Source organism: Mycobacterium sp. IS-1264, assembly GCF_001954195.1.
Lineage (GTDB): Bacteria > Actinomycetota > Actinomycetes > Mycobacteriales > Mycobacteriaceae > Mycobacterium.
In genome coordinates, this window is sequence record NZ_MBES01000081.1 from 101,554 (window position 1) to 125,451 (window position 23,898).

Annotated in this window: 20 protein-coding genes and 1 pseudogene; 8 read left to right on the plus strand and 13 right to left on the minus strand. The window is 70.3% G+C overall.

All coding sequences use genetic code 11. The features are described 5' to 3' along the window. Positions 1-24: 24 nt before the first annotated feature. The gene (locus A5744_RS22110) at positions 25-1,047 is read right to left on the minus strand and encodes a PDZ domain-containing protein (protein ID WP_076064507.1); all 1,023 of its coding nucleotides are present in this window, start codon (positions 1,045-1,047) and stop codon (positions 25-27) included. A gap of 94 nt (positions 1,048-1,141) precedes the next feature. On the opposite strand from A5744_RS22110, the gene A5744_RS22115 reads away from it, so the two are divergent. Next, the gene (locus A5744_RS22115; protein WP_076064508.1) at positions 1,142-2,503 is read left to right on the plus strand and encodes a zinc-dependent metalloprotease; all 1,362 of its coding nucleotides are present in this window, start codon (positions 1,142-1,144) and stop codon (positions 2,501-2,503) included. Position 2,504: 1 nt separating this feature from the next. Here A5744_RS22115 and A5744_RS22120 read toward each other — a convergent pair whose 3' ends face one another. Then, positions 2,505-2,795, minus strand: coding sequence for a hypothetical protein (locus A5744_RS22120; RefSeq protein WP_076064509.1), 291 nt, complete (start codon positions 2,793-2,795; stop codon positions 2,505-2,507). A 318-nt stretch (positions 2,796-3,113) separates the two neighbouring features. On the opposite strand from A5744_RS22120, the gene A5744_RS24730 reads away from it, so the two are divergent. From A5744_RS24730 to A5744_RS22135, 3 genes are all read left to right on the plus strand, one after another. Further along, entirely contained in the window at positions 3,114-4,109 is a 996-nt protein-coding gene (locus A5744_RS24730) for a hypothetical protein (protein ID WP_076064510.1), read from the plus strand. A 98-nt stretch (positions 4,110-4,207) separates the two neighbouring features. After that, the gene (locus A5744_RS22130) at positions 4,208-5,065 is read left to right on the plus strand and encodes a cyclodehydratase (RefSeq protein WP_076064511.1); all 858 of its coding nucleotides are present in this window, start codon (positions 4,208-4,210) and stop codon (positions 5,063-5,065) included. Positions 5,066-5,125: 60 nt separating this feature from the next. Then, entirely contained in the window at positions 5,126-6,469 is a 1,344-nt protein-coding gene (locus tag A5744_RS22135; protein ID WP_076064512.1) for an AarF/UbiB family protein, read from the plus strand. On the opposite strand, the gene A5744_RS22140 is transcribed toward A5744_RS22135, so the two are convergent. From A5744_RS22140 to A5744_RS22145, 3 genes and pseudogenes are all read right to left on the minus strand, one after another. Further along, positions 6,466-6,732, minus strand: a complete 267-nt coding sequence (locus A5744_RS22140; protein WP_076064513.1) for a WhiB family transcriptional regulator — start codon at positions 6,730-6,732, stop codon at positions 6,466-6,468. The genes A5744_RS22135 and A5744_RS22140 overlap by 4 nt on opposite strands. Beyond that, positions 6,729-7,033, minus strand: a pseudogene (locus A5744_RS24735) (hypothetical protein); the annotation flags it as partial. The gene A5744_RS22140 and the pseudogene A5744_RS24735, both read right to left, overlap by 4 nt. Before the next feature lie 115 nt (positions 7,034-7,148). Further along, positions 7,149-9,263 (minus strand): ATP-dependent DNA helicase UvrD2, encoded by a 2,115-nt coding sequence (locus tag A5744_RS22145; protein WP_170874564.1) that lies wholly within the window; start codon positions 9,261-9,263, stop codon positions 7,149-7,151. Between the two features lie 111 nt (positions 9,264-9,374). On the opposite strand from A5744_RS22145, the gene mrx1 reads away from it, so the two are divergent. Continuing rightward, positions 9,375-9,626 carry a mycoredoxin Mrx1 gene (gene mrx1, locus A5744_RS22150; RefSeq protein ID WP_076064515.1) on the plus strand — a complete coding sequence of 84 codons (252 nt, stop codon included), beginning with the start codon at positions 9,375-9,377 and terminating at the stop codon, positions 9,624-9,626. A 12-nt stretch (positions 9,627-9,638) separates the two neighbouring features. Here the strand turns inward: mrx1 and nudC are convergent, their stop codons facing one another. The 4 genes from nudC to A5744_RS22170 all read right to left on the minus strand — a co-directional run bounded on the left by nudC (position 9,639) and on the right by A5744_RS22170 (position 18,204). Then, entirely contained in the window at positions 9,639-10,571 is a 933-nt protein-coding gene (gene nudC / locus A5744_RS22155; RefSeq protein ID WP_076064516.1) for an NAD(+) diphosphatase, read from the minus strand. Between the two features lie 49 nt (positions 10,572-10,620). Beyond that, entirely contained in the window at positions 10,621-11,691 is a 1,071-nt protein-coding gene (locus tag A5744_RS22160; RefSeq protein WP_076064517.1) for a potassium channel family protein, read from the minus strand. Between the two features lie 76 nt (positions 11,692-11,767). Continuing rightward, on the minus strand, positions 11,768-15,064 hold the full coding sequence (locus tag A5744_RS22165) for an ATP-dependent DNA helicase (protein WP_076064551.1): 3,297 nt from the start codon (positions 15,062-15,064) through the stop codon (positions 11,768-11,770). Then, positions 15,061-18,204: an ATP-dependent DNA helicase gene (locus tag A5744_RS22170; protein WP_076064518.1), complete on the minus strand. Its 3,144-nt coding sequence runs from the start codon at positions 18,202-18,204 to the stop codon at positions 15,061-15,063. Before A5744_RS22170 ends, A5744_RS22165 begins: the two co-directional genes overlap by 4 nt. A 93-nt stretch (positions 18,205-18,297) precedes the next feature. Here A5744_RS22170 and A5744_RS22175 point away from each other — a divergent pair, with 93 nt between their 5' ends. Both A5744_RS22175 and A5744_RS22180 read left to right on the plus strand, forming a co-directional pair. Further along, positions 18,298-19,092, plus strand: a complete 795-nt coding sequence (locus A5744_RS22175) for an alpha/beta hydrolase (protein ID WP_076064552.1) — start codon at positions 18,298-18,300, stop codon at positions 19,090-19,092. A 2-nt stretch (positions 19,093-19,094) separates the two neighbouring features. After that, positions 19,095-19,403: an MGMT family protein gene (locus A5744_RS22180; protein ID WP_076064519.1), complete on the plus strand. Its 309-nt coding sequence runs from the start codon at positions 19,095-19,097 to the stop codon at positions 19,401-19,403. Positions 19,404-19,407: 4 nt separating this feature from the next. Here the strand turns inward: A5744_RS22180 and A5744_RS22185 are convergent, their stop codons facing one another. The 3 genes from A5744_RS22185 to A5744_RS22195 all read right to left on the minus strand — a co-directional run bounded on the left by A5744_RS22185 (position 19,408) and on the right by A5744_RS22195 (position 22,662). Next, entirely contained in the window at positions 19,408-20,262 is an 855-nt protein-coding gene (locus tag A5744_RS22185; RefSeq protein ID WP_076064520.1) for a TIGR02569 family protein, read from the minus strand. 37 nt (positions 20,263-20,299) lie between these two features. After that, positions 20,300-21,505, minus strand: coding sequence for an adenylyltransferase/sulfurtransferase MoeZ (moeZ, locus tag A5744_RS22190; protein ID WP_076064521.1), 1,206 nt, complete (start codon positions 21,503-21,505; stop codon positions 20,300-20,302). 110 nt (positions 21,506-21,615) lie between these two features. Further along, complete coding sequence (locus tag A5744_RS22195; RefSeq protein WP_076064522.1) at positions 21,616-22,662, minus strand: DUF3152 domain-containing protein; 1,047 nt, start codon at positions 22,660-22,662, stop codon at positions 21,616-21,618. A 197-nt stretch (positions 22,663-22,859) separates the two neighbouring features. Between A5744_RS22195 and A5744_RS22200 the strand changes: the two genes are divergently transcribed. After that, on the plus strand, positions 22,860-23,543 hold the full coding sequence (locus tag A5744_RS22200; protein WP_076064523.1) for a TetR/AcrR family transcriptional regulator: 684 nt from the start codon (positions 22,860-22,862) through the stop codon (positions 23,541-23,543). Here A5744_RS22200 and A5744_RS22205 read toward each other — a convergent pair. Continuing rightward, positions 23,530-23,817, minus strand: coding sequence for a DUF3107 domain-containing protein (locus A5744_RS22205; RefSeq protein ID WP_170874559.1), 288 nt, complete (start codon positions 23,815-23,817; stop codon positions 23,530-23,532). The two genes, A5744_RS22200 and A5744_RS22205, sit on opposite strands and share 14 nt — an antisense overlap. Between the last annotated feature and the right edge of the window lie 81 nt (positions 23,818-23,898).

Below are 23,898 nucleotides of genomic sequence, written 5' to 3' on the forward strand. Positions count from 1 at the left end.
CGCGACGTGCGATCCCGGGCTCGCCTAGCAGGTCGGCGGCTGACCCCCCGTCTGGATCGCGTGCAGCGCGTCCACCGCTTGGTTGAGGGTCTCGACCTTGATCAGGCGCAGGCCGGACGGATTGTCCGAACTCGCCTCGTAGCAGTTCTTCGCGGGCACCAAGAAGACTGTGGCGCCGGCCGCGTGGGCGGCAACCATCTTGTGGGTGATGCCGCCGATCTGGCCGACCTTGCCGTCGGCGGAAATGGTGCCGGTCCCGGCGACGAACGTCGAACCGGCCAAGTCACCGGTGGTGAGCTTGTCGACGACCGCCAGACTGAACATCAGTCCCGCGGAGGGCCCGCCCACATTGGCAAGGTTGAAATCCACCACAAACGGCGCCCACGGCGCGTCGAGCACCGCGACACCCAGGAAGCCGTAGTCACGATCCTTGTTTGTGCCCAGCGTGATCTGAGCTACCCCCGCGGGCTCGTTCTTGCGGCGGAAGTCGATCGTCACCACCTGGCCGGGCTTGGTGTTCTTCATCAACCCCGTGAATTGCTCGACGTTGGCGACCGGGGTGTTGTTGACCGCGTCGATGGCGTCGCCGGCCTTCAGCTTGCCCGCCGACGGACCGGGATCGTTGACCGTCGCGACGGTCACCGCAGGCGCGTACTTCAGGTATCCCAGCGCGGCGTAGGCGGCGCTGTCCTCGGACTGCTTGAAATCGGCGTTATTGGCCTTGTCCACGTCTTCGCGCGACTTGCCCGGCGGATAGACGAGATCGCGCGGGATCAGTTGTTCCTGCCCCGACAACCACAGGGTCAGCGCTTCACCCAGGGTCAGGTCGTCGCGCTGCGACACCGTCGTCATGTTGAGATGACCGGTCGTCGGGTGTGTTTGCGTGCCCTCGATCGCGACCACCTGCTTGCCGTCGACCTCACCGAGCGTGTCGAACGTGGGCCCGGGGCCCAGCGACACGAACGGCACCGTCACCACCGCGAGCAACACACCGAAGGCCACGATCGGGACCAGCGCGACCATCAAGGTCAGAATCCGCCTGTTCACGCCGCTACACTATCGGGGCCCTGCCGCGGCGGGTTCAGCTGTAAGCATGACCGCAGACCGCGCTTTCCCTTCGACCGGTGAGTACCGTTGAGTTATGGCTGACCTGCCTTTCGGCTTCTCCTCTGGAGATGACCCCGACCCCGAGAAGCGCGGGAAGAACGATCCCGAGTCCGGCGCGTCCAACCCGCTGGGCGCGTTCGGCATGAGCGGCGATTTCAACGTGGGCGACCTGGGGCAGATCTTCACCCAGCTGGGTCAGATGTTCTCTAGCGCCGGCACCATGACACAGGGCGGCGAAGCGGCGGGTCCCGTCAACTACGAACTGGCCCGGCGCGTGGCGACAAGCTCGATCGGGTTTGTCGCGCCCATCCCGGCGACGACGAGCTCGGCGATCGCCGACGCGGTGCACCTCGCCGACACCTGGCTGGACGGCGTCACCGCGCTGCCCGCGGGCACAACTAAGGCGGTGGGCTGGACGCCCAGCGACTGGGTGGACCACACGCTAGACATCTGGAAGCGGCTCTGCGACCCGATGGCTCAACAGATTTCGACGGTGTGGGCGTCCGCGCTGCCCGAGGAGGCCAAGAGCATGGCCGGCCCCCTGCTGGCGATGATGTCGCAGATGGGCGGCATGGCGTTCGGTTCGCAGCTGGGACAGGCGTTGGGCCGGTTGTCCCGCGAGGTGCTGACGTCGACTGAAATCGGTCTGCCGCTGGGACCCAAGGGCGTCGCCGCGATCCTGCCCGATGCCGTCGAATCGTTCGCCGCCGGACTGGAGCAACCGCGCAGCGAGATCCTGACCTACCTGGCCGCACGGGAGGCCGCACACCATCGGCTGTTCAGCCACGTGCCGTGGTTGTCCAGTCAATTGCTGGGCGCCGTAGAGGCCTACGCCATGGGCATGAAGATCGACATGACCGGGATCGAGGAGCTGGCGCGCGACTTCAATCCGGCCACCCTGTCCGACCCGGCCGCCATCGAAAACCTGCTCGGCCAAGGTGTATTCGAGCCCAAGGCGACGCCCGCCCAGACTCAGGCGCTGGAACGGCTCGAGACGCTGCTCGCGCTGATCGAGGGCTGGGTGCACGTCGTGGTGACCGCGGCGCTGGGCGACCGGATTCCGGGCGCGGCCGCACTGGCCGAGACGCTGCGCCGGCGCCGGGCCAGCGGCGGGCCGGCCGAGCAGACGTTCGCCACTTTGGTGGGCCTCGAGCTGCGGCCTCGCAAGCTGCGCGAAGCCGCCGCGCTGTGGGAGCGGCTGACGCAAGCGGCCGGCGTGGACGCCCGCGACGGCGTCTGGCAACACCCGGACCTGCTGCCCAGCGGGGAGGATCTCGACGAGCCGGCCGGCTTCATCGACCGTGTCATCGGCGGGGACACCAGCGGCATCGATGAGGCGATCGCCAAGCTCGAGGACCCCGACGCTGAAGACCCCCGCGGCGGTTCTGGCCGCTAGGTCAGGAACCGGCCTCTCCGAGCAGGCGTAGTCGGGCCGCCGCTATTACCGCCTCGGCTTCAAAAATGACTGCTTCTGCCGCCGCTGCTTCGGCTTCTGCTGCCTCGGCTTCTGCTGCCTCGGCTGCTGCCGCCTCGGGGCGGTGCGCCGCGTCCCCGCGAGCCACCGCCAGCACGTAAATCAACACCCCGGCGCAGGCCACGACGGACACCACCGGCCCCGCTGCGGCGGTCATGATGAACGCAAAGGAGAAGCTCGTAACAATGAGCCAGATAAGCCTTCTCAGCATCATGGACGTTAAGTCGGCTGGTACCGCATTGACGTTACCTAGGACGTCGCTGCCGACGTCCCTGCCGACGGGGTGACGTGCGACCGCCAGGCGCGCGGACCGACGCGCGAGCGAGGCGGGACCATGCTCTCCCTAGGACACGGCACGCAGCGCTGGACGACCACCGCCAGCTAGTGGGAAGCTCTGAAGGTGGTCAAGCACGCGAGCCCACACGCTGCCATCGAGCCGGGCGACGCTGTGCCAGTACCTCCGCGAAGGAAGGGGATCACGCGGTCTCCGAGCGCGATTATTAGATGGCTGGATCGCGATCCGTGGGTCGCCGTGGCGCTCGTGGTGCCGATGGCGATATTCCTCGTAGGCGCTTTGATCGGGCATCCATTTCTGTTCGTGTTCGTGCTGCCGCTGGCGCTGACCGTGCTGGCCGGCATGGCTTTCGTCGTGATGGATTTGTACAAAGGGGCCGAGCGAAAGCTGGCGCGAGCGCAGTTGGAAGCCGAGGAGCGGACACGGGCCCAAGCCGCCGAAGCCAAAACTCTGGCCACGGAAGCCAAAACCCTGGCCGTCGAAGCACGGGCACGAGCACAAGCCGCCGAAGCCAAAGCTGTCACCGCCGGGGCCAAAGCCGTGTCCGCCGAAGCCGAAGCTATCGCCGCCGAAGCCAAAGCCGTCACCGCCGAAGCCGAAGCGCTGACCGCCGAAGCTCTGACCGCCGAAGCGCGGGCACGAGCCGAGGCCGCCGAAGCCGAGGCGCTGAACGCTGAGGCTCTGAAGGCCGAAGCGCGGGCACGGGCAGAGGCCGCCGAAGCCGCCGCGCTGAACGCCGAAACGCGCGCGCGAGCACTAGCGGCCGATGCCGACGCTCTGACCGCCGAAGCGCGGGCGCGAGCGCGGGGGCGGGCAGAGGCCGCCGAAGCCGCCGCGGTGGCCGCCGAAGCCCGGGCGCGAGCGGAAGCAGCCGAAGCCGCCGCGCTGGCCGCCGAGGCCCGGGCCCGAGCGGAAGCAGCCGAAGCCGAAGCGCTGGCCGCCGAAGCCCGCGCCCGAGCACAAGCGGCCGAAGCCGCCGCTCTGAACGCCGAAGCCCGGGCCCGGGCGCAAGCCGCCGAAGCCGCCGCTCTGACTGCTGAAGCGCGGACGCGGGCGCGGGCGCGAGCAGAGGCCGCCGAAGCCGCCGCGCTAGCCGCCGAAAGGCGGGCCCGAGCCGAAGCCGCCGAAGCCGCCGCTCTGAACGCCGAAGCGCGGGCGCGAGCAGAAGCCGCCGAAGCCGCCGCTCTGGCCGTCGAAGCGCGGACGCGAGCGATCCGGCTGCGAGCTGCTTGAGGCGGAAGCCGGGGCGGGAGACCAACAGCGCGGTGGCGCGGCGGTTCTGTGGATAACTGAGCCGGCGGTTGGCTCCCGGCGTGGCACAGTCTGAACTCATGCCGCGGGCCGCGCCTTCTCTGTATGCGTTGGACCCGGCGATGCCAGTGCTGCTGCGGCCCGACGGCGCGGTTCAGGTCGGCTGGGACCCGCGCCGGGCCGTGCTGGTCCGCCCGCCGAACGGCCTGGCCGCGGCCGAGTTGGCCGCGCTACTGCGGTCCATGCGATCACCGATACCGATCACCGAGCTGCAGCGGCAGGCCGCCGACCGCGGGCTAACCGACGCCGACGGTCTGACCAGCCTCGTCGCGCAACTGGTCGGCGCGGGTGTGGCGACCCGCGGCCGCCGGCAGTCCGGCGGGCGGGCCGCGTCGATCCGGGTGCACGGTCGCGGCCCGCTGTCGGACCTGCTGGTGGAGGCGTTGCGCTGCTCGGGGGCCCGCATTGCGCACAGCAGCCAGCCGCACGCGACCGTGTCGCCCGACGCCGTCGACCTGGTGGTGTTGTCGGACTACCTGGTCGCCGACCCCCGGATGCTGCGCGACCTGCACTTACAGGGAGTGCCGCACCTCGCGGTTCGGGTGCGCGACGGCACCGGGCTGGTCGGGCCGCTGGTCATCCCCGGCGTGACCAGCTGCCTGGGCTGCGCCGATCTGCATCGCAGCGACCGCGACGCCGCGTGGCCGGCGATCGCGGCTCAGCTGCGGGAGACCGTTGGCGTGGCGGATCGGGCCACGCTGCTCGCGACCGCGGCGCTGGCGCTGAGTCAGGTGAACCGGGTGATCGCGGCCGTGCGCGGGCAGGCGGCGCCGGACCCCGAGCCGCCCCAGGCGCTCAACGCGACGCTCGAGTTCGATCTGCATGCCGGCGCGATCGTCGCGCGCCGGTGGACTAGGCATCCGCTGTGCTCGTGCTGACGGATCTCCCACACGCAGCGCCGGTGTTACCCAGATCAACACCGCGGGGCCCGAATCGTCATGGATGATGGGGGTGTGTCAGATATCAAACGCGGCCGTGCTGCGCGCAATGCGAAGCTGGCCACCATTCCGGTCGGGTTCGCCGGCCGGGCGGCGCTCGGGTTCGGTAAACGCCTGACCGGCAAGTCGAAGGACGAGGTCCAGGCCGAGTTGCTGGAGAAGGCCGCCCACCAATTGTTCACCGTCCTGGGCGAGCTCAAGGGCGGTGCGATGAAGGTGGGTCAGGCGCTCTCGGTGCTGGAGGCCGCGATTCCGGAGGAGTACGGCGAACCGTACCGCGAGGCGTTGACCAAGCTGCAGAAGGACGCCCCGCCGCTGCCCGCCGCCAAAGTGCACCGGGTGCTCGACGCGCAACTCGGCACCAAGTGGCGCGACCGGTTCAGTTCGTTCGACGACACGCCGGTGGCCTCGGCCAGCATCGGCCAGGTGCACAAGGCGGTGTGGTCCGACGGCCGCGACGTGGCCGTCAAGATCCAGTACCCGGGCGCCGACGAGGCGCTGCGCGCCGACCTCAAGACGATGCAGCGGATGGTCGGGGTGGTCAAACAGCTCGCGCCGGGAGCCGACGTCCAGGGCGTGGTCGACGAGCTGATCGAGCGCACCGAGATGGAACTCGACTACCGGCTAGAAGCCGACAACCAGCGCGCGTTCGCCAAGGCCTACGAAGGCCACCCGCACTTCGCGATCCCGCATGTCGTGGCCAGCGCCCCCAAGGTGGTGGTCCAGGAGTGGATGCAGGGCGTGCCGATGGCCGAGATCATCCGCCACGGCACCGCCGAGCAGCGCGACCTGATCGGCACCCGGCTGCTCGAGCTCACCTTCGACGCGCCGCGCCGGCTGCAGATGCTGCACGGCGACGCGCACCCGGGCAACTTCATGCTGTTGCCCGACGATCGGATGGGCGTGATCGACTTCGGCGCCGTCGCGCCGCTGCCGGGCGGGTTGCCGATCGAGCTCGGGATGTCCATCCGGTTGGCCCGCGACAAGAACTACGACTTGCTGTTGCCGACGATGGAGAAGGCCGGCTTCATCCAGAAGGGCCAGCAGGTGTCGGTGCGCGACATCGACGACATGTTGCGCCAGTACGTCGAGCCCATCGAGGTCGAGGTGTTCCACTACACCCGGAAGTGGCTGCAGCGCATGAGCGCCATCGAGATCGACAAGTCGGTGTCGCAGATCAGGACGGCACGGCAGATGGACCTGCCGCCCAAGCTCGTGATCCCGATGCGGGTGATCATGTCGGTGGCCGCGATCCTCTGCCAGCTGGATGCCCATGTGCCGATCAAGGCGCTGTCGGAGGAACTGGTCCCGGGTTTCGCCGAGCCCGACGCGGCCGTCGTCTAAGCGGCAACGTCTTTGCGCGGGCGTCCGCGCGGGCGTTTGAAGCTCACGATCGAGCCCCGCTCGAAGATCTCGCCGCCCCAGACGCCCCAGGGTTCGGCGCGTTCCAGCGCCGCGGTCAGGCACTGACGCCGGATCGGGCAGCTCGCGCACAGCGCCTTGGCGCGCTCGAGGTCGGCCGGCGTCTCGGCGAACCACAGGTCGGGATCTCCGGCGTGACACGGCAACGCCGGCCGCGGCGGTCTGGGGACTGTCGATGCCGACATGTCCTTCTCACCTGCTTCCTGGTCTGGTGGATGTCTGGGATTGATCCGGACCAGGTAGGGAGGCTGTCGACCCTACAAGTGTGGCCACGGATCCTGGTGACTTCGGGTCCGTGGCCATTCGGCGAAAATCGGGCGGGTTACGTTGCGCTTACGTATGACCCCGATCCACGGACACGTCAGTCGCGGTGGCGGCGGCGCGATGCTTGACCGCGGCCGCCTGGGTAGCGGTGTGAGCGGCATGGGAGGTCCCCGCGGTCAGCACCGCGCCGGCCACGGCTACACCGAACGTGTTGTGGATCATCGTGGCCACCTCCTCCCGCTTGGACGCTTGCCAGCCTTCAGCCAGCAGCAGAATGCGTGTTTCGAGGGTAAATGGTAGCCGACGACGGTGACAACCGATTTTCTGACCTGCGTGTTTAGCCGCGGGCGCGCACCAACCCCAGCACGTCCGGCCCGTATTGCTCGAGTTTGCGTGCGCCGATGCCCGGGATCGCGACCAGGGCCGCCTCATCGGCGGGCAGCGCCTCGGCGATCGCGATCAGCGTGTTGTCGCTGAAGACGATGTACGGGGGCACCTTCTGTTCCCGCGCGAGATCCAGCCGCCACGCCTTGAGTTGCAGCAACAGTTCCTCGTCGATGTCGGCCGCACACGTCTCGCAGCGGCGCAGCATGACGGCCGCCGGGGTGGTCAGGTCGCTGTTACAGATACGGCAGCGGGTGGGGACGCCCTTGTTGCGCCGTGATCTGCTCGGCGCGGGATCGGGCCGCGCCTGCGGCGCGATCCCGTTGAGGAACCGCGACGGCTTGCGGCTCTGGCGTCCGCCCGGGTTCCGCGCCAGCGCCCAGCTGAGCGCCAAATGCATTCGGGCCCTGGTGATTCCGACGTAGAGGAGGCGGCGCTCCTCCTCCACGGGTTCGCTCTCGGCGCCGTGCGCCAGCGCGTGCGAGATGGGCAGCGTGCCGTCGGCCAGCCCCACGAGGAAGACCGCATCCCATTCGAGTCCCTTGGCGGCGTGCAGCGAGGCCAGCGTCACGCCCTGCACCACCGGTGGGTGCCGCGCGTCGGCCCGCATCCGCAGCTCGGCCAGCAGACCGGGAAATTCCAGCTGCGGATTGTGCGCCACTTCGTCGTCCACCAGCTGGACCAGCGCGGTCAGCGCCTCCCAACGATCCCTGGCGCGCGTTCCCACCGGCGGTTGCGCCGTCAGGCCCAGCGGTTCCAGGATGGCGCGCACCACGTCGGGCAGCGGTCCGTCTTCGCGGTTTTCGAAGCCGCGGTCGGCCGCGCGCTGCAGCGCCAGCAGCGCCTGCTTGATCTCCTGGCGGTTGAAAAATCCCTCGCCGCCGCGAACCTGGTAGGCGATGCCGGCTTCGGTCAATGCCTCCTCGTAGACCTCGGACTGCGCGTTGACCCGGTAGAGCACTGCGATTTCGGCCGGCGCCGTGCCGGATTCGATCAGCTTGGTGATCGCTGCCGCCACCGCGGTGGCCTCAGCCGTTTCGTCGGGATGCTCGTGAAACGACGGCGCCGGGCCCGGGGCCCGCTGGCCGGACAATTGCAGCTTGCTGCCGGCGACGCGGCCGCGGGCCGCGGCGATCACCTGGTTGGCCAGCGACACCACCTGCGGGGTGGACCGGTAGTCGCGCTCCAGCCGCACGACCGTGGCGTCGGGAAACCGGCGCGAGAAGTCGAGCAGGAAGCGCGGCGAGGCCCCGGTGAACGAATAGATCGTCTGGTTGGCGTCGCCGACCACGGTCAGGTCGTCGCGGTCGCCCAGCCACGCCGAGAGCACCCGCTGCTGCAGCGGGGTGACGTCCTGATACTCGTCGACCACGAAGCAGCGGTAGCGATCCCGGAACTCGTCGGCCACCGCGGCGTCGTTTTCGATCGCGGCCGCGGTGTGCAGCAGCAGGTCGTCGAAGTCGAGCAGGGTCACCGCCTCGTCGCGGGTCTTGAGCGCCTCGTACGCGGAGTAGACGGCCGCGACCTGCGCGGCGTCCAGCGGGATGTCCCGGCCCGCGGCGGCCACCGCGGCGGCGTACTCCTCGGGGCCGATCAGCGACGCCTTGGCCCACTCGATCTCACCGGCCAGGTCGCGCACGTCGTCGGTGCTGACGTTGAGCCTGCTGCGGCTGGCCGCCCGGGCCACGACGGCGAACTTGCTGTCCAGCAGCTGCCAGCCGGTCCCGCCGACCACCCGGGGCCAGAAATACCGCAGCTGGCGATGCGCGGCGGCGTGAAAGGTCAGGGCCCGCACGGCGCCGACTCCGCAGCCGCTCTGCGCGGCGGCGTCGAGCGTGCGCAACCGCGACCGCATCTCCCCCGCGGCCCGCTGGGTGAACGTGACCGCCAGCACCTGCCCCGCGGCGACATGGCCACTCGCGACGAGCTGGGCGATCCGATGCGTGATGGTGCGGGTCTTGCCCGTTCCGGCCCCCGCGAGCACACAGACCGGTCCGCGCGGGGCCAGCACGGCTTCGCGCTGCTCGTCGTCGAGCCCGGCGGTCAACGGGTCGGTCATGGTCGGCACGGGGACCATTGGCATGGCGTCCATCTTGGCAGCGATGGCCGACAAACCAGGTGCATCGCCACGCTGAGAGTCGCTTCGGAATTCATCGTCGCCGCGCTACGTTAACGGGCTATGACCAACGCGGCGATTACCGTTTACACCACATCATGGTGCGGCTTCTGTCACCGACTCATGACGGTGCTCAAGTCCAATGGGATCCCCTACGACGCGATCGACATCGAAGAGGACCCGGCGGCGGCGGAATTCGTCAGCTCGGTCAACGGCGGTAACCGCACGGTGCCGACGGTGAAGTTCGCCGACGGGTCCACGCTGACGAACCCGAGCGCCGCCGAGGTGAAAGCCAAGCTCGCCGAAGTCGGCTAGGGCTCAACCCGCCTAGCCGGTAATCTCGGCCCAGGATTCGATGATCACGCGGGCGATCGAAATCGACCCGGGCAGAAGCAGTTTCGATTCCTTAGAGTCCGCGCTGCTCCAGTCGCCGGCCGCAAGCGCGGCACGGACCTCGTCGCGGGTGAACCATGCCGCCTCGGCGATCTCGCCGTCGTTGAACGAGAAACCCTCGTCGGGGTCGGCCACCGCGTGGAATCCGACCATGAGCGAACGGGGAAACGGCCAGGGCTGGCTGCCCAGGTAACGCACCTCGCGCACGTGCAGGCCGATTTCCTCCTTGATCTCCCGGGCGACGCAGGTTTCGAAAGACTCGCCCGCCTCGACGAATCCGGCCAGCAGCGAGAACATCCGCTCGGGCCACACCGCCTGGCGGGCCAGCACCGCGCGGTCAGCCCCGTCGTGGACCAGACAGATTACGGCGGGGTCGATGCGCGGGAACTCCTCGTGACCGGTGACCGGGTTGACGCGTGACCAGCCCCCTCGCGACGGCCTGGTCGGCGAGCCGTCCACCGCGCTAAACCGGGCGCTGTCATGCCAATTCAGCAGCGCAATGGCCGACGACACCAGTTGGCTGCTGGTGTCGTCGAAGATGGGCCCGAGACTGCGCAGGTTCACCACCTCGGCTTGCACGCCGGGGTCTTCGGGCGCTTGCAGCGCGCCCCGGATCGCCCAGACATGCCGGCCGCCCTCGATGCGGCCCAGGAATACCGCGTCAACCGGGGGCTTGTCGCCCAGCTCGGCCGCGGCGCCCAGCACCACCCGGCCGTCGGCGACCAGCACCTGGTTGCGCGAATCCACCCGCAGCAGCGCCGCGTCGGCCCATCCCGCGGTGGCCGCATCGACATCGGTGCGCAACTGATCGGCGCGGTCCGCGCCGACGCGCGAGAGCACCGGAACGTCCCGCAGCTGGAACTCCACGTAGTCTCCTGCCGAGTCTCCTGCCGAGCCTGCTGGCGGCGAGCCGCCGCTAACGTCCCACGTCGCGGATGTAGAGCAATCGGTCGGTGGCCTCGATGGCGTCCGCCTCGGGCGCGCCGACCCGCAGCAGGTGGCCGTCGCGCACCACGCCGAGCACGATGTCGCGCAGATGCCGTGGGGATCCGCCCACTTCCGTCTGCTCCACCTCGCGCTCGGCGATCACCATCCCGGCGTCCGGCGTCAGCAGATCCTCGATCATCTCCACGACGCTCGGCGTGGTGGTCGCGATCCCGAGCAGCCGGCCGGCGGTCTCCGAGGAGACGACCACCGAGTCCGCACCCGATTGCTGCAGCAGGTGTGAATTCTCGGCCTCCCGAATGGAAGCCACGATCTTGGCCTTGGGCGCGATCTCCCGCGCCGTCAAAGTCACCAGCACGGCGGTGTCGTCGCGGCCGGTGGCAACGATGATCGACGACGCGTGTTGGGCCCCGGCCAGCCGCAGCACATCGGACTTGGTGGCATCCCCGTGCACGGTGACCAGCCCGGCCGTGGCGGCGTGCTCGAGGGCGCTGCGATCGGGGTCGACGACAACGACCTCGCCCTGGGCCTCGTCGTCGCTAATCATCGCGGCGACAGCCGTTTTCCCCTTCGTGCCGTAGCCGATGACGACGGTGTGGTTGCGCACTTTGTTCCTCCAACGCTGGATCTTCCACGCCTGCCGGGACCGCTCGGAGAGCACCTCGAGCGTCGTGCCGACCAGCACGGCCAAGAACGCGATCCGCAGCGGCGTGAAGATCACGGTGTGAACCAGGCGCGCGGTCTCGGTGTAGGGGGTGATGTCGCCGTATCCGGTGGTCGACAGCGACACCGCCGCGAAGTAGACGCAGTCGGCGAATGTCGGCGGCTCGCCGCGCACGTCGCGGTAGCCGGTGCGATCGAGGTAGACAATGACGGCCGCGCCGAACAACACCACCAGCGCGATGGCCACCCGCCGCGCGATGACCCGCACGGGACTGCCGTGCTCTTCGGGGATGCGCAGCACGCCGACCAGCAGATGACCGGGCTGGGCGGTCAGCGTCTCGTCGAGCCCCCTCAGACGCTGCGACCTACCCTTTTGCACGGCGGTCCGTCAATTGGATTAACCCCACGCTCAACCCCACCCGCAGGCCTGGTACACGCCCTCAAATGTAACCACGTCAGCCGGTCAGTAGCAGCCCGGCCAGCTCGGTGGGCTCGGGCAGTTCATCGGGGACGACGGTGACGCCGGTGCGCACGTAGTGGAAGGCGGTGCGCACCGACGATTCCGGGCATCCCGACAACGCCGCCCACGCCAGACGGTAGACGGCGAGCTGGACGGCGGCCTGCCGCAGGGCTTCCGGCCCACGCGGGGGCTGGCCGGTCTTCCAATCCACCACCGTGACACCGCCGTCGGGGTCGGCGAACACCGCGTCGATGCGGCCGCGCACCACGGTCTCGCCGATCGGCATCTCGAATGGCACCTCGACGGCGACCGGTGTGCGGGCGGCCCACCGCGAGCTGGTGAACGCCGCCTGCAACGTCGCCAGCTCCCGGGTGTCCCCGACGTCCGAGTCGGCCGCACCCGGCAGGTCGGCGACGTCGAACAGCCGCTCGGCACCGTAGAACTGCTGCACCCAGGCGTGAAAGGCGTTGCCCAGCAGGGCATGTGGATCGGGCCGCGCGGGCAGCCGATGCACCAGCCGCTGCGCCGCGCCCTGCGGGTCGCGCGCCAGGTCCACCAAACCGCTGACCGACAGCTGGCTGGGCAGGGCGCGGGCGGGCGGACGCGCCGAGCGGGCGCGCTCGGCCAGCAACGCATCGACGTCGGCGGCCCAGCCGTCGACGTCGGCACCGGCCGCGACCGCACCGGCCGACATGGCCTCGGCCACCCGCGCCGCGCCGCGTTCGACGTCGCCGCGCCGTGAGGCGAGCGGGTCCGCGGGCCAGATCGCTTCGACGACGTTGTCGCGCAGCGGGTTTCGCTCACCATCGGGCGGCGCCGGCGCCCAGTGTTCCACCACCCCGCACGGCTCCCCGGCCGCGGTGGAACGGTCGATGATGTCCTTGATTTCGCACAGGAAGTCCGACGGGCCCCGGGGTCTTATCCCGGTGGGACCCCAGTGGTGGCCGGACACCAACAGGGTGTCGGCGGCCCGGGTGATGCCCACGTACAGCAGTCGGCGCTCCTCGTCGACGCGCCGCTGCTCGAGCTGGCGGCGGTGCTGGGAGATCTTGTCCGACAGCTGCTTTCGGTTGGTGACGTCCGAGGTGTCGAGCACCGGGATGCCCAGTGCACCCGCCGAGGCGCGGTCCCCGCGCAGCAGCGGCGGCAGCTCCGCGGCGTCGGTGAGCCAGCTGCTGCGCGACGCGGTCGACGGAAAGATTCCGCCCGACAGGTGTGCCACCGCCACCAGTTGCCACTCCAAACCCTTCGCGGAATGCACGGTCAGCACCTGGACCCGGTCCCGGGCGGCCGTCAACGGGGCGGGGGCCAAGCCGTTTTCGACCACCTCGGCCGCGTCCAGGTAGGCCAGCAGACCCGCGACCGACGCCGCCGCAGTCACGTCGGCCGCCGCGGCCCGGGTTCGCTCGGCGTAGCCGGCGACCACGTCGGCGAAAGCGTCGAGGTGTTCGGCGCCGGCCCAGCCGGCGCCAACCCCTACGGCGGCCCGGGCTTCGCAGTCGACGCCGAGCACCCGCCGGACCTCGGCGACGAGGTCGGGCAGCGAATGGCCGAGGTGCGCCCGCAGGGCGCGCAGCTCGGCGGCCAGCGCGATGATGCGCCGATATCCCGCAACCGAATACGACCCGGCCGGCCCGGGATCTCCGATCGCGTCGGCCAGACACGCGGTGTCGGCGTCCGGACCCGCCGCCCGCGCGATCGACTCGGCCGAGGGCGCGTCGTCGGGGCGTCCCCCGCAAGCGGGTGGTGCCCCCAGTCCCGCCGCGAGGGCCTGCGCGCGCCGCCACAGCGCGGCAACGTCCCGCCCGCCGAGGCGCCATCGCCGGCCGGTGAGCACGCGCATCGCCGCCGCCCCCGCGGTCGGGTCGGCAACCAGCCGCAGCATCGCCACGACGTCGGCGACCTCGGGCACCGACAGCAGGCCGGCGAGCCCGACGACCTCGACGGGGATGCCGCGGGCGCGCAGGGCGTCGGCCACCGGTGCGGCATCGGCGTTGCGGCGCACCAGCACCGCGGCGGTCGGCGGGCTGACACCCTCGGCGCGGGCCCGCTGGTAATGCCGGTGCACGTGCTCGGCGATCCACTCGCGCTCGGCCCGCGCGTCGGGAAGCAGCGCGCATGCGACGGTGCCGGGCAACGCGTCCGGGCGCGGCCGCAGCGCATGCACGGCAACCGACCGCCGCCGCGCCTCCGCCGAGATGGCGTTGGCCAGCTGCAGGGCGCGGGGCGGGTTGCGCCAGCTGGTGCGCAGCTCCAGGACCGGCGCGGGGGTGCCGTCGGCGTGGGGGAAGTCGGTGGTGAACCGAGGCAGGTTGGTCGCCGACGCGCCGCGCCATCCGTAGATCGACTGAATCGGATCGCCGACGGCCGTGAGCGCCAACCCGTCGTCACAGCCTCCGCCGAACAACGCCGACAGCGCCACCCGCTGGGCGTGGCCGGTGTCCTGGTACTCGTCGAGCAGGACGACCCGGTAACGGTTCCGCAGGTCCCCGCCGACCTGCGGGAAGCTCGCCGCCAGCCGGGCCGCCGAGGCCATTTGCACGCCGAAGTCCATGACCTTGCCGGCGCGCATGCGCTGGGCCAGCGCATCGAGCAACGGCACCAGCTCGGCGCGCTCGGTCTGGGTGGCCAGCAGCCGCAGCAGCCACTGGCTGGGACCCCGCTCGCGCTGGTAGGGGCCCGCCGGCAGGGTGTGGACCAGCCGCTCCAGCTCCACGTGGGTGTCGCGCAGCTGGCCGGTGTCCACCAGGTGTTCGGCCAGCTGACCCCACAACCGCAGCACCATCGTTGTGACCGCGGCCGGGGTCTTGTCGGTGTGCAGCTCACCCCGATATCCGTTGACCACGTCGAAGGCCAGCTGCCACAGCTCGGTTTCGCTGAGCAACCGGGTGTCGGGCTCGACGGGTAACAGCAGGCCGTACTCGCGCAGCAAGGAGCCGGCGAAAGCATGGTAGGTGCCGACGGTCGGGCTGCCGGCCGGTTCGACGGCCGCCGGGCCTGTCGGGCCCAGGCCGATGCCGGCCAGCCGGGCCAACCGGGAGCGGACTCGCCGCAGCAGCTGGCCGGCCGCCTTGCGGGTGAACGTCAGGCCCAGCACCTGGCCCGGGTCGGCGTAGCCGTTGGCGACGAGCCACACCACGCGCGCGGCCATCGTCTCGGTCTTACCGGCGCCCGCTCCGGCGATGACGACCAACGGGCCCGGAGCGGCGGCGATCACCGCCGCCTGCTCGGCGGTCGGCGGGAAAAGCCCCAGCGCACAGGCCAATTCGTCCGGGCTGTAGCGCGCGTTCACCGCGCCGCCCCCTCGACATGGGCCGGGCAACACGGCCGCATCGGGCAGTGCGTGCACCCGTCGTTGCGCCGGGCGATGAATTGCGGCCCCGCGGTCGCGTCGGCCGCCGTGCGGACGAGGTCGCGCCATTCGTCGCGGGCGGCCGGCGTCAGCGGATCCTGCTCGCGTTCGACGGCCCCGCCTGCCCCGGTCTTGCCGACGTACACCAGCCGCGCACCGCCCGGTTCGCTGCCGGCCGCGCCGATCATGCCCTCGGCCACCGCCAGCTGATACATGGCCAGCTGAGCGTGCTGCTGCGCGTCGTCCTTGCTGATCGGGGTTTTGCCGGTTTTGACGTCGACGATCACCAGCCGGCCGGCGCCGTCGCGCTCCAGCCGGTCGACCCGGCCGCGCAGCCGGACTTCGCCGCCGCCGTCGCGCGGAGCAGGAAGCGCCCCGTCGACGTCGACCTCGACGCCGACCTCGCTCAGTTCGGCTCGGGTCTGCGCCCGCCACTCGACGAACGCCCGGATCATGCCGCGGTAGCGGGCCAGCTCGTTGGCCGAATGCCAAGGGGCGTCGAAGGGCAGCTGCTCCCACGCCCGTTCCAGCTCGGCCAGCAGTTGCGCTTCGCTTTTACCGGGCTCAGCGATCAGCGCGTGCAGCACCGAGCCGATCGTGGACCGCAGATCACGAGCGTTGGTGCCGCCGTGCCGTTCGGCGAGCCAGCGCAGCGGGCAGTCGGTGAGGGTCTGCAGCGTCGACGGCGTCAACGTGACCGGCTCGTCGGGGCCGCGGAGCGGGTCGGCGGTGCTGATCGGGGTGAGGCCCTGCCAGTCCGACGGGTCGGCGCCCGGCACACCCGCCTTCGCCAGCCGGGCCAATTGCGTTGCCGCACAATCGCGAGCTACGTCGTCCACGGCGCCGTCGGGTGCACATACGACGCCGCGCAATCGTCCCACCAGCGCGGCCGCCGACAACACACGCGGGGATGAAATCGGCTGCGCCGCAATGGGATCATCGGTAGCCCACTGTGCGATCTCGAAGAAGAACGCCGAAAGTAGCGCGGCGTCGTCGCCCGCCCCGCCCACGTCGCCGTCCACGGCGGTCACCAACAACGCCCGCCGGGCCCGGCCCATCGCGGCAACCAGCAGCCGGCGCTCCTCGGCCAGCAGCGGCGCGGTGGCCGAGGCGTCCTCGGTGATGCCGTCCAGCGCGTCGAGCAGCCGTTGGGTGCCCAGCACCCCGCCGCGCGGAATCGTGTTGGGCCACAACCCATCCTGCAGGCCCGCGATGACGACCTGATCCCATTCGTGTCCGAGCGCGGCGTGTGCGCTGAGCACCCTGACCTGTTCCGCCGTCGACGCCGGCTCGGGGTTGGCGCCGGGCAGCTGGAGCGCCTCGACGTGCTCGAGCAATCCGCGCAACGACGCGCCGGACGTGCGGGACACGTACTGATCGGTGACGTCGAACAACGCCGTGACCGCCTCCAGGTCCCTGGCGGCCTGGGCCCCGGCGGGACCGCCGCGCTCGCTGGCCGCGAGCCAGCGGCGTTGCAGGCCGGACCGATGCCACGCCGCCCACAGGGTGAAGCGCGGATCCTGGCCATCGCGGTGGCAGCCGGCGGCCGCGTCGAGCACCGCACGGACCCGTCGCAGCGGGCGGGCGTGCACGCCGGAAAGCTGCGCATCGCTGCGCAGGGCGTCCGCCACCAGGTCCCCGAAATTTCCTGCCGCGCCGTCTGATCCGCGCTGCAGCGTTCGGCGCAGCTGCCGCAGCGAGACCGGGTCGACGCGGCCGATCGGCCCGGTCACCAACGCCAGCGCCCGGTCGCCGTCGAGCCCCTCGGCGGTGGCGGCCAACACCGTCAACAGCGCCCGGGCCGCCGGCTCCTCGGACAACGACCCGCCGACCGCCGGTAGCGCCACCGGAACCCCGGCGGCGGCCAGGGCACGCTGCAGCCGCGCACCGACCCGGGGCACCGACCGGACGATGACCGCCATCTGCGACCACGGCACGCCGTCGACGAGGTGCGCGCGGCGCAGCGCGTCGGCGATCATCGCGGCCTCCGCGTGCGCCGAGGCGGCCACGCGCACCGCGACCGCGCCGCCGTCGGGTCCGGTGCCGTCGATCTGCCTGCCGCCGGTGCTGCCGGGCAGCCGCCGCGCGATGCCGCTGACGGCGCGCGCGATCGCGGGAGCGCAGCGATGCGATGCCGTCAGCGTCACCGACGGCGTGTCGCCGTCGAGCAGGCCCGCCGGTTCACCGCCGCGGAAGCCGAACACCGCCTGGTTGGGATCGCCGGCGACCAGCGTCAGCTCGGTTCCCGCCGCCAGCACCCGAACCAGCCGCGCCGCCTGCGGGTCGAGCTGCTGCGCGTCGTCGACCAACAGCACCCGCACCCGGGCGCGCTCGGCCGCCAGCAGCTCGGGATCGACCGCGAACGCCTCCAGCAGCGCACCCACGAGTTCGGCCGCGCCCAGCGCCGGCGTCGTCGCCTGCGGCGCCGCCATCCCGACCGCCGCCCGCAGCAACATCACCTGCTCGTACTGCTGCGCGAACTGGCCGGCGGCGCTCCATTCCGGGCGCCGGCATCGGCGGCCCAGCCGCTGCAGCTCCTGAGCGTCCACGCCACGTTCGGCGCAGCGCGCCAACAGGTTTCGCAATTCGGCGGCAAAGCCGGCGGTGCGCAGCGCCGGCCGCAGGTGCGCCGGCCACGCGACCGCGGCGCCCGGGCCGTCGTCGAGGTCGCCGGCCAGCAGTTCGCGAATGATGGCGTCCTGTTCGGCGCTGGTAACCAGGCGGGGCGGCGCGTCGCCGGCGCGGTCGGCGGCCCGGCGCAACACCGCGTAGGCGTAGCTGTGCACGGTGCGGACCATGGGCTCGCGAACCGCGGCGCGGCGCGCGCCGGCGGTATGCGACCGCAGCAGCGCCCTCGTCAAGGTGCTGCGCTCCCGCATTCCCAACCGGCCGGAACCGGTAAGCAGCAGAACCGATTCCGGATCGGCACCGGCGCCGATCCGAGCGGCCGCGGCATCGACGAGCAGGCTGCTCTTGCCGGTGCCGGGCCCGCCCAGGAGGCGGATCACCCCGCGTGCGCCGGGCGCCAGCACGGCACCCGCGTCGGCATCCCAGGCGAATGACCCCGACGTGAACGACATAGCGGCATGAGATCACGAGGGTCCGACAAGTCGGCTGCACCCGCGGACCGCGACGGTCCGGCCTGGCATCATCGACGCGTGACCGATCGACGCGTGACCGGCGACCTTCACGTGCACCGCTACGGCCCCGCCGGCCCGGTGCGGATGCTCGCCCTGCATGGGTTGACCGGCCACGGGCAGCGCTGGCAGAAACTGGCCGACGCGCTGCCCGAAATCGCCGTCGCGGCACCCGATCTGCTCGGCCACGGCAGATCGTCGTGGGCCGCGCCGTGGAACATCGAGGCCAACGTCTCGGCGTTCGCGGCGCTCCTCGACGCCGAGGCCGCCAAAGGTGGGGCGCCGGTGCTGGTGGTCGGGCACTCGTTCGGAGGCGCGCTGGCAATGCATCTGGCGGCGGCCCGACCCGACCGGGTGGCGGGCCTGCTGCTGCTCGATCCGGCCGTCGGCCTGGACGGAACCTGGATGCGGGAGATCGCCGACGCCATGCTTTCCTCGCCCGACTATCCGGACGCCGCCGAAGCCCGCATGGAAAAGACGACCGGCTCGTGGTCGGATGTGGATCCCGCCCTGCTGGACGCCGAGCTCGACGAGCACCTGATCGAACTGCCGAGCGGACGGTACGGCTGGCGCGTCAGCCTGCCGGCGATGATGTCGTATTGGAGCGAGTTGGCCCGCGACATCGTGTTTCCGCCGGCGGGAACGGCGACGACGCTGGTGCGGGCGATGTGGACGACGCCGCCCTACGTCACCGACCGGCTCGTCGCGGGGCTTCGACAACGTTTGGGACCCGATTTCCGGTTGCTCGATTTCGAGTGCAATCACATGGTGCCCTACGCCAAGCACGCGGAAGTGGCCGCGCTTGCCCGCGCACAGTTGGAAGGTCGCTGATCATGGCGCAGGTGACCGACGAGCAGGTCGAGCGGGTGCGCTCGCTGGTCGCGTCCATCCCATCCGGCCGGGTCGCTACCTACGGCGACATCGCTGCCGTCGCAGGGCTTTCCAGTCCCCGCATAGTCGGGTGGATCATGCGGATCGACTCCTCCGACCTGCCCTGGCACCGCGTCATCACGGCGTCGGGGCGCCCCGCGCGACATCTCACCACCCGGCAGCTGGAACTACTGCGCGCCGAGGGGATTCTCGCCGTCGACGGCAAGATTCCGCTGCGCGAGGTGCGCTACGAGTTCCCGTCCCGGACTTAGAGATTCAGAGCACCAACCGGACCAGCGCCGCGGTGCGGGCCAGGCCCGGGAAGGCTTCCGCCGTCGACCGCGGATGCAGGGCATGCACCGCGAGGCGAAACATCAACGCGCGCAACAACATCTGTGGCCACTCCGGCAGCGCGCTCCAGCGTTCGATCAGTCCGTCGTCGGCCTCGCCCCAGGACAACGCGTCGACGACGACGACGCCCGCGGCCCACGACGCGGGCCGCCAGTACGGCGTGATGTCGGTGATCCCCGGTGCGGCCGTGCCGATGAAAAGCACTGTGCCGTAAAGGTCTCCGTGCACCAGCTGGTTGGGGCTCTTGGTCGGCCGGCGCAGGGTGGCCAGCTGGTGGATCAGCTCGACCGACCGCTGGGCGTCCGCGCTCGGCGGCGCGGTGCGTGCTCCCGGCGGCACCGAGGCCAGCGGCCGCTCCTCCCACGCGGCGCGGTCCGCGGCGATGAAGACGTCGACGTCTCCCCACGGCGCGGTGGGCCCCTGAGTCAGGAATCGCGGGCGTTCCAGTTTGCCGGTGGCTTCGTGCAGCCGCACCGCCGCCGAGACCACCTCGTCGTGCCGGGCTTCCGGTGTGCCGGCGACGAACGTGTCGGCTCGCCACCCCGAGACGACGTAGCGTCCGTCGGTGGAGCGGACCGGCCGGGCCAGGCGCACCCCGTCGACGAACAGCGTCTCGCGGACCCGCGCCGACCAGGCGGCGCGGGCGTGGTCGGCCACTATCGACAACACGACTTCGCCGCATCGCCAGCCGCCTTCCCAGCCGGCGCCGAGGGCGACGGGCTTGACACCGGTCAAACCGAACGCCGTCAGCACAAGTTCGGGCGGCGGCTCGAGGGTCACGCAAACCAGCCTAAACGAGCCCACCTGCGGAATTGCGTCAGTACATCACCATGTCGGGCTGCATTTGCTGGGCCCAGGCCACGATTCCGCCCTGCAGATGCACTGCGTCGGAGAATCCGGCCTTCTTCAGGGTGGCCAGCGCCTCGGCCGAGCGCACCCCCGTCTTGCAATACAGCACCGGCATCCGGTCCTGCGGCAGCTTCGCCAGACCCTCCCCGGAGTTGATCAACGACTGCGGGATCAGCTGCGCGCCCTCGATGTGATTGATGTCCCACTCCACCGGCTCGCGGACGTCGATCAGCGCCAGCTTCTTGCCGGAGTCGAGGAGCTCGCGCAATTCCCGCGGGGTGATGGTGGAGCCGGCGGTCGCCTCGGCGGCATCCTCGGATACCACGCCGCAGAAATCCTCGTAGTCGATCAGCTCGGTGATCTTGGGCGTCGACGGGTCTTTGCGGATGTTGATCGTGCGGTAGCTCATCTCGAGTGCGTCGTAGATCATCAGCCGGCCCAGCAGCGGCTCGCCGATTCCGGTGATCAGCTTGATGGCCTCGGTGCCCATGACGGACGCGATGGAAGCGCAGATGATGCCCAGCACACCGCCTTCGGCGCAGGACGGCACCATGCCGGGCGGCGGGGGCTCCGGGTACAGGTCGCGGTAGTTGAGGCCGCGCCCGTCGGGGGCGTCCTCCCAGAACACCGACACCTGGCCCTCGAAGCGGTAGATCGAGCCCCACACGTACGGCTTCCCGGCCAGCACCGCGGCGTCGTTGACGAGATACCGGGTGGCGAAATTGTCGGTGCCGTCCAGGATCAGGTCGTACTGCGTGAACAGGTCGACGGCGTTGTCGGGCTCCAGCCTGAATTCGTGCAATCGCACGTCGACGAGCGGGTTGATCGCGGCGATCGAGTCGCGTGCCGACTGGGCCTTGGACCGCCCGATGTCGGCGACGCCGTGGATGATCTGGCGCTGCAGGTTCGACTCGTCGACCACGTCGAAGTCGACGATGCCGATGGTGCCGACGCCGGCCGCGGCCAGATACAGCAACGCCGGTGCCCCGAGCCCGCCGGCACCGATCACCAGCACCCGCGCGTTCTTCAGCCGCTTCTGCCCGTCGACGCCCAGATCGGGAATGATCAGATGACGGCTGTAGCGGGCCACCTCATCGCGACTCAGCTGGGGTGCGGGCTCGACCAGCGGCGGCAACGACGCCTGGGAGGTCTGGGACGCCTGGGACGTCGACACCGAATATCTCCTCGGTTGGCTTTCGTTAGCTCTATCCATCACAGCAGTTGCCCGAAACAACGGCAAACACCGACGGTTGCTTCCCCGGGCCGCGCAGTGCCCGCCCGCGACTATGCGATCGGGTAGGGCCAGGGATTGAATCGGCAGGTCTTGCCGTCCGCCTTGACGTAGTCGGGGTCGAACTTGGCGGCGTCGTCGTTGGATGTGGAGAACGTCTGCTGCATCATCACCGGCGCCAGGCCACCTTGCTTGTCGCACGGCTCGTGACGCACGTACCCGATGGCGTGGCCGACCTCGTGATTGATCACGTACTGCCGGTAGGAGCCGACGTCGCCTTCGAAAGGTACGGCTCCGCGCACCCAGCGCGCCTCGTTGATGAAAACCCGCGCCTGCCGTTCCGGGCCGTATACCGGGTTGTAGCACGACGTCTCCAGCCGGAATTCGTAGCCGCATCCCTCGCGCACGGTCACCGGGGACACCAGCGAAATCCGCAAGTCGGGCTTGACCCCATTGCCGCCGTCGACCCGGACAAACGCGAATTGCGGGTTGTGTGTCCAGCCCTTGGGATTGGCCAGTGTCTGGTCGACCATTTGGGCGAATGCCATGTCGCCGCCGAACATCGAGGGGTCGATGCCGTTCTCGACCTCGACGGTGTACTTGAACACCTTCGCGGTGCCCTGGCCGAGCTGCGGGGTGGTTCCGGGCACGACGTGCCAGGTCTTGTCGCCCGCCTCGGAGAAGGGGCCGCCGTCGGGCAGCGTCCCGGCCGGCAGGTCGGCGTCGAACGTGGCCAACCCGCGCGGTGGCGCGTCGATGATCGCGGTGCCCACCGCGCCGATGTCCGGCGGCCCCTGGATGGGCTGGCTCGCCGTCGGCTTCGGCGCGCCCGTGCCCGTGACCGTCTGGTAGATGACCACGGCGGTGAGCGCCACCAGGACGGGCAGCGCGTATGCCCGCCAGCCGTAGGTGGACACGAACCGTCCCAACCATGTTTGTTTGCGCCACTGGCGCCGTCCACGATCGGCCCGAGCCCGCCCGGATCCCCGCCCGATCGGATCGCGCCCAATCGGATCCCGCTGGGCCCGCAGTGGTTCTCGCCACTCGTCACGCAGCACGGGAACCTGGCCGGTGCCGCGCCCGGGCTGCTGGGACGTCATTGCCCCAGAATGGCACAGCCCGCACGGAGGTTGTCCCTGGCGCGCCCGAATGCGGCGCCGATGACGGCCGCGGGGACGCCACGGGTAGTAATGTCTGTGCGACGAGCCGCGCGCGGCTGACCCGGGGCATCCGAGGAGTCAGTTGCCACCCAACAGATTTGCCACCAACGAGATGCCACCAACTAGATGAGGACTCGATGAGCGAACTCGCCAAGGCGGCGGCACGACGTGCCGTCAAACCGGGCGCCCCTCGGCCGGGAGACGGCGTGGCGACCCCGAACCGGCGCGGCAACAGGCTTCCCCGCGATGAGCGTCGCGGCCAATTGCTCGTCGTGGCCAGCGACGTCTTTGTCAACCGTGGCTACCACGCGGCCGGCATGGACGAGATCGCCGAACGGGCAGGTGTCAGCAAACCCGTTCTGTACCAACATTTTTCAAGCAAGCTGGAGCTGTACCTGGCCGTGCTTCATCGGCACGTGGACAACCTGGTGTCGGGAGTGCAGCAGGCGCTGAGCACCACCACCGACAACCGCCGGCGGCTGCATTCGGCGGTGCAGGCGTTCTTCGACTTCATCGAGCACGACAGCCAGGGCTACCGGCTGATTTTCGAGAACGACTACGTCACCGAACCCGAGGTCGCCGCGCAGGTGCGCGTCGCCACCGAGTCGTGCATCGACGCGGTGTTCGCACTGATCAGCGAGGACTCCGGCCTCGATCCGCACCGCGCCCGGATGATCGCGGTGGGACTGGTCGGGATCAGCGTGGACTGCGCCAGGTACTGGCTGGACTCCGATCGTCCGATCTCCAAGTCGGACGCCGTCGAGGGCACCGTTCAGTTCGCGTGGGGCGGTCTGTCACACGTGCCGCTCACTCGCTCTTAGCGGCCTTCCCAACGATTTTGGCGGCAGACTCCGCCCCGATTCCGAAGCCGACCCGGCGCGCGTCGGCCGCGCCGATCTCGACGTAGGCGATCTTGTCGGTCTGAACCAGGAAGCGACGGCCCTTGTCGTCGCTCAGGCTGACCAGGCCCGCGCCCTCCCGCAGCGCGGCGGCTACGACATCTTCGACTTCACCCGGTGTCTGCGCGCTGGAGAAGACCAGCTCGCGCGGACTGTCCGAGATACCGATTTTGACCTCCACAGTGGCCCCTTCCATGAGCGGTTCCAGTAGCAGCTTGCGGTAGCGGTGAAGTCGCAGGCGTGTCAGCAGCAGGCTAGTGGATGCGCCAAGCGCGCG

Excerpts from the sequence above, each read along its gene's own strand:
- A5744_RS22135 (WP_076064512.1), top strand. The coding sequence starts at position 5,126 with ATGGATGATGGGGGTGTGTCAGATATCAAACGCGGCCGTGCTGCGCGC.
- A5744_RS22120 (WP_076064509.1), bottom strand. The coding sequence starts at position 2,795 with ATGATGCTGAGAAGGCTTATCTGGCTCATTGTTACGAGCTTCTCCTTT.
- mrx1 (WP_076064515.1), top strand. The coding sequence starts at position 9,375 with ATGACCAACGCGGCGATTACCGTTTACACCACATCATGGTGCGGCTTC.
- A5744_RS22205 (WP_170874559.1), bottom strand. The coding sequence starts at position 23,817 with ATGGAAGGGGCCACTGTGGAGGTCAAAATCGGTATCTCGGACAGTCCG.
- A5744_RS22180 (WP_076064519.1), top strand. The coding sequence starts at position 19,095 with ATGGCGCAGGTGACCGACGAGCAGGTCGAGCGGGTGCGCTCGCTGGTC.
- A5744_RS22130 (WP_076064511.1), top strand. The coding sequence starts at position 4,208 with ATGCCGCGGGCCGCGCCTTCTCTGTATGCGTTGGACCCGGCGATGCCA.
- A5744_RS22170 (WP_076064518.1), bottom strand. The coding sequence starts at position 18,204 with ATGTCGTTCACGTCGGGGTCATTCGCCTGGGATGCCGACGCGGGTGCC.
- A5744_RS22115 (WP_076064508.1), top strand. The coding sequence starts at position 1,142 with ATGGCTGACCTGCCTTTCGGCTTCTCCTCTGGAGATGACCCCGACCCC.
- A5744_RS22140 (WP_076064513.1), bottom strand. The coding sequence starts at position 6,732 with ATGTCGGCATCGACAGTCCCCAGACCGCCGCGGCCGGCGTTGCCGTGT.
- A5744_RS22195 (WP_076064522.1), bottom strand. The coding sequence starts at position 22,662 with ATGACGTCCCAGCAGCCCGGGCGCGGCACCGGCCAGGTTCCCGTGCTG.
- A5744_RS22200 (WP_076064523.1), top strand. The coding sequence starts at position 22,860 with ATGAGCGAACTCGCCAAGGCGGCGGCACGACGTGCCGTCAAACCGGGC.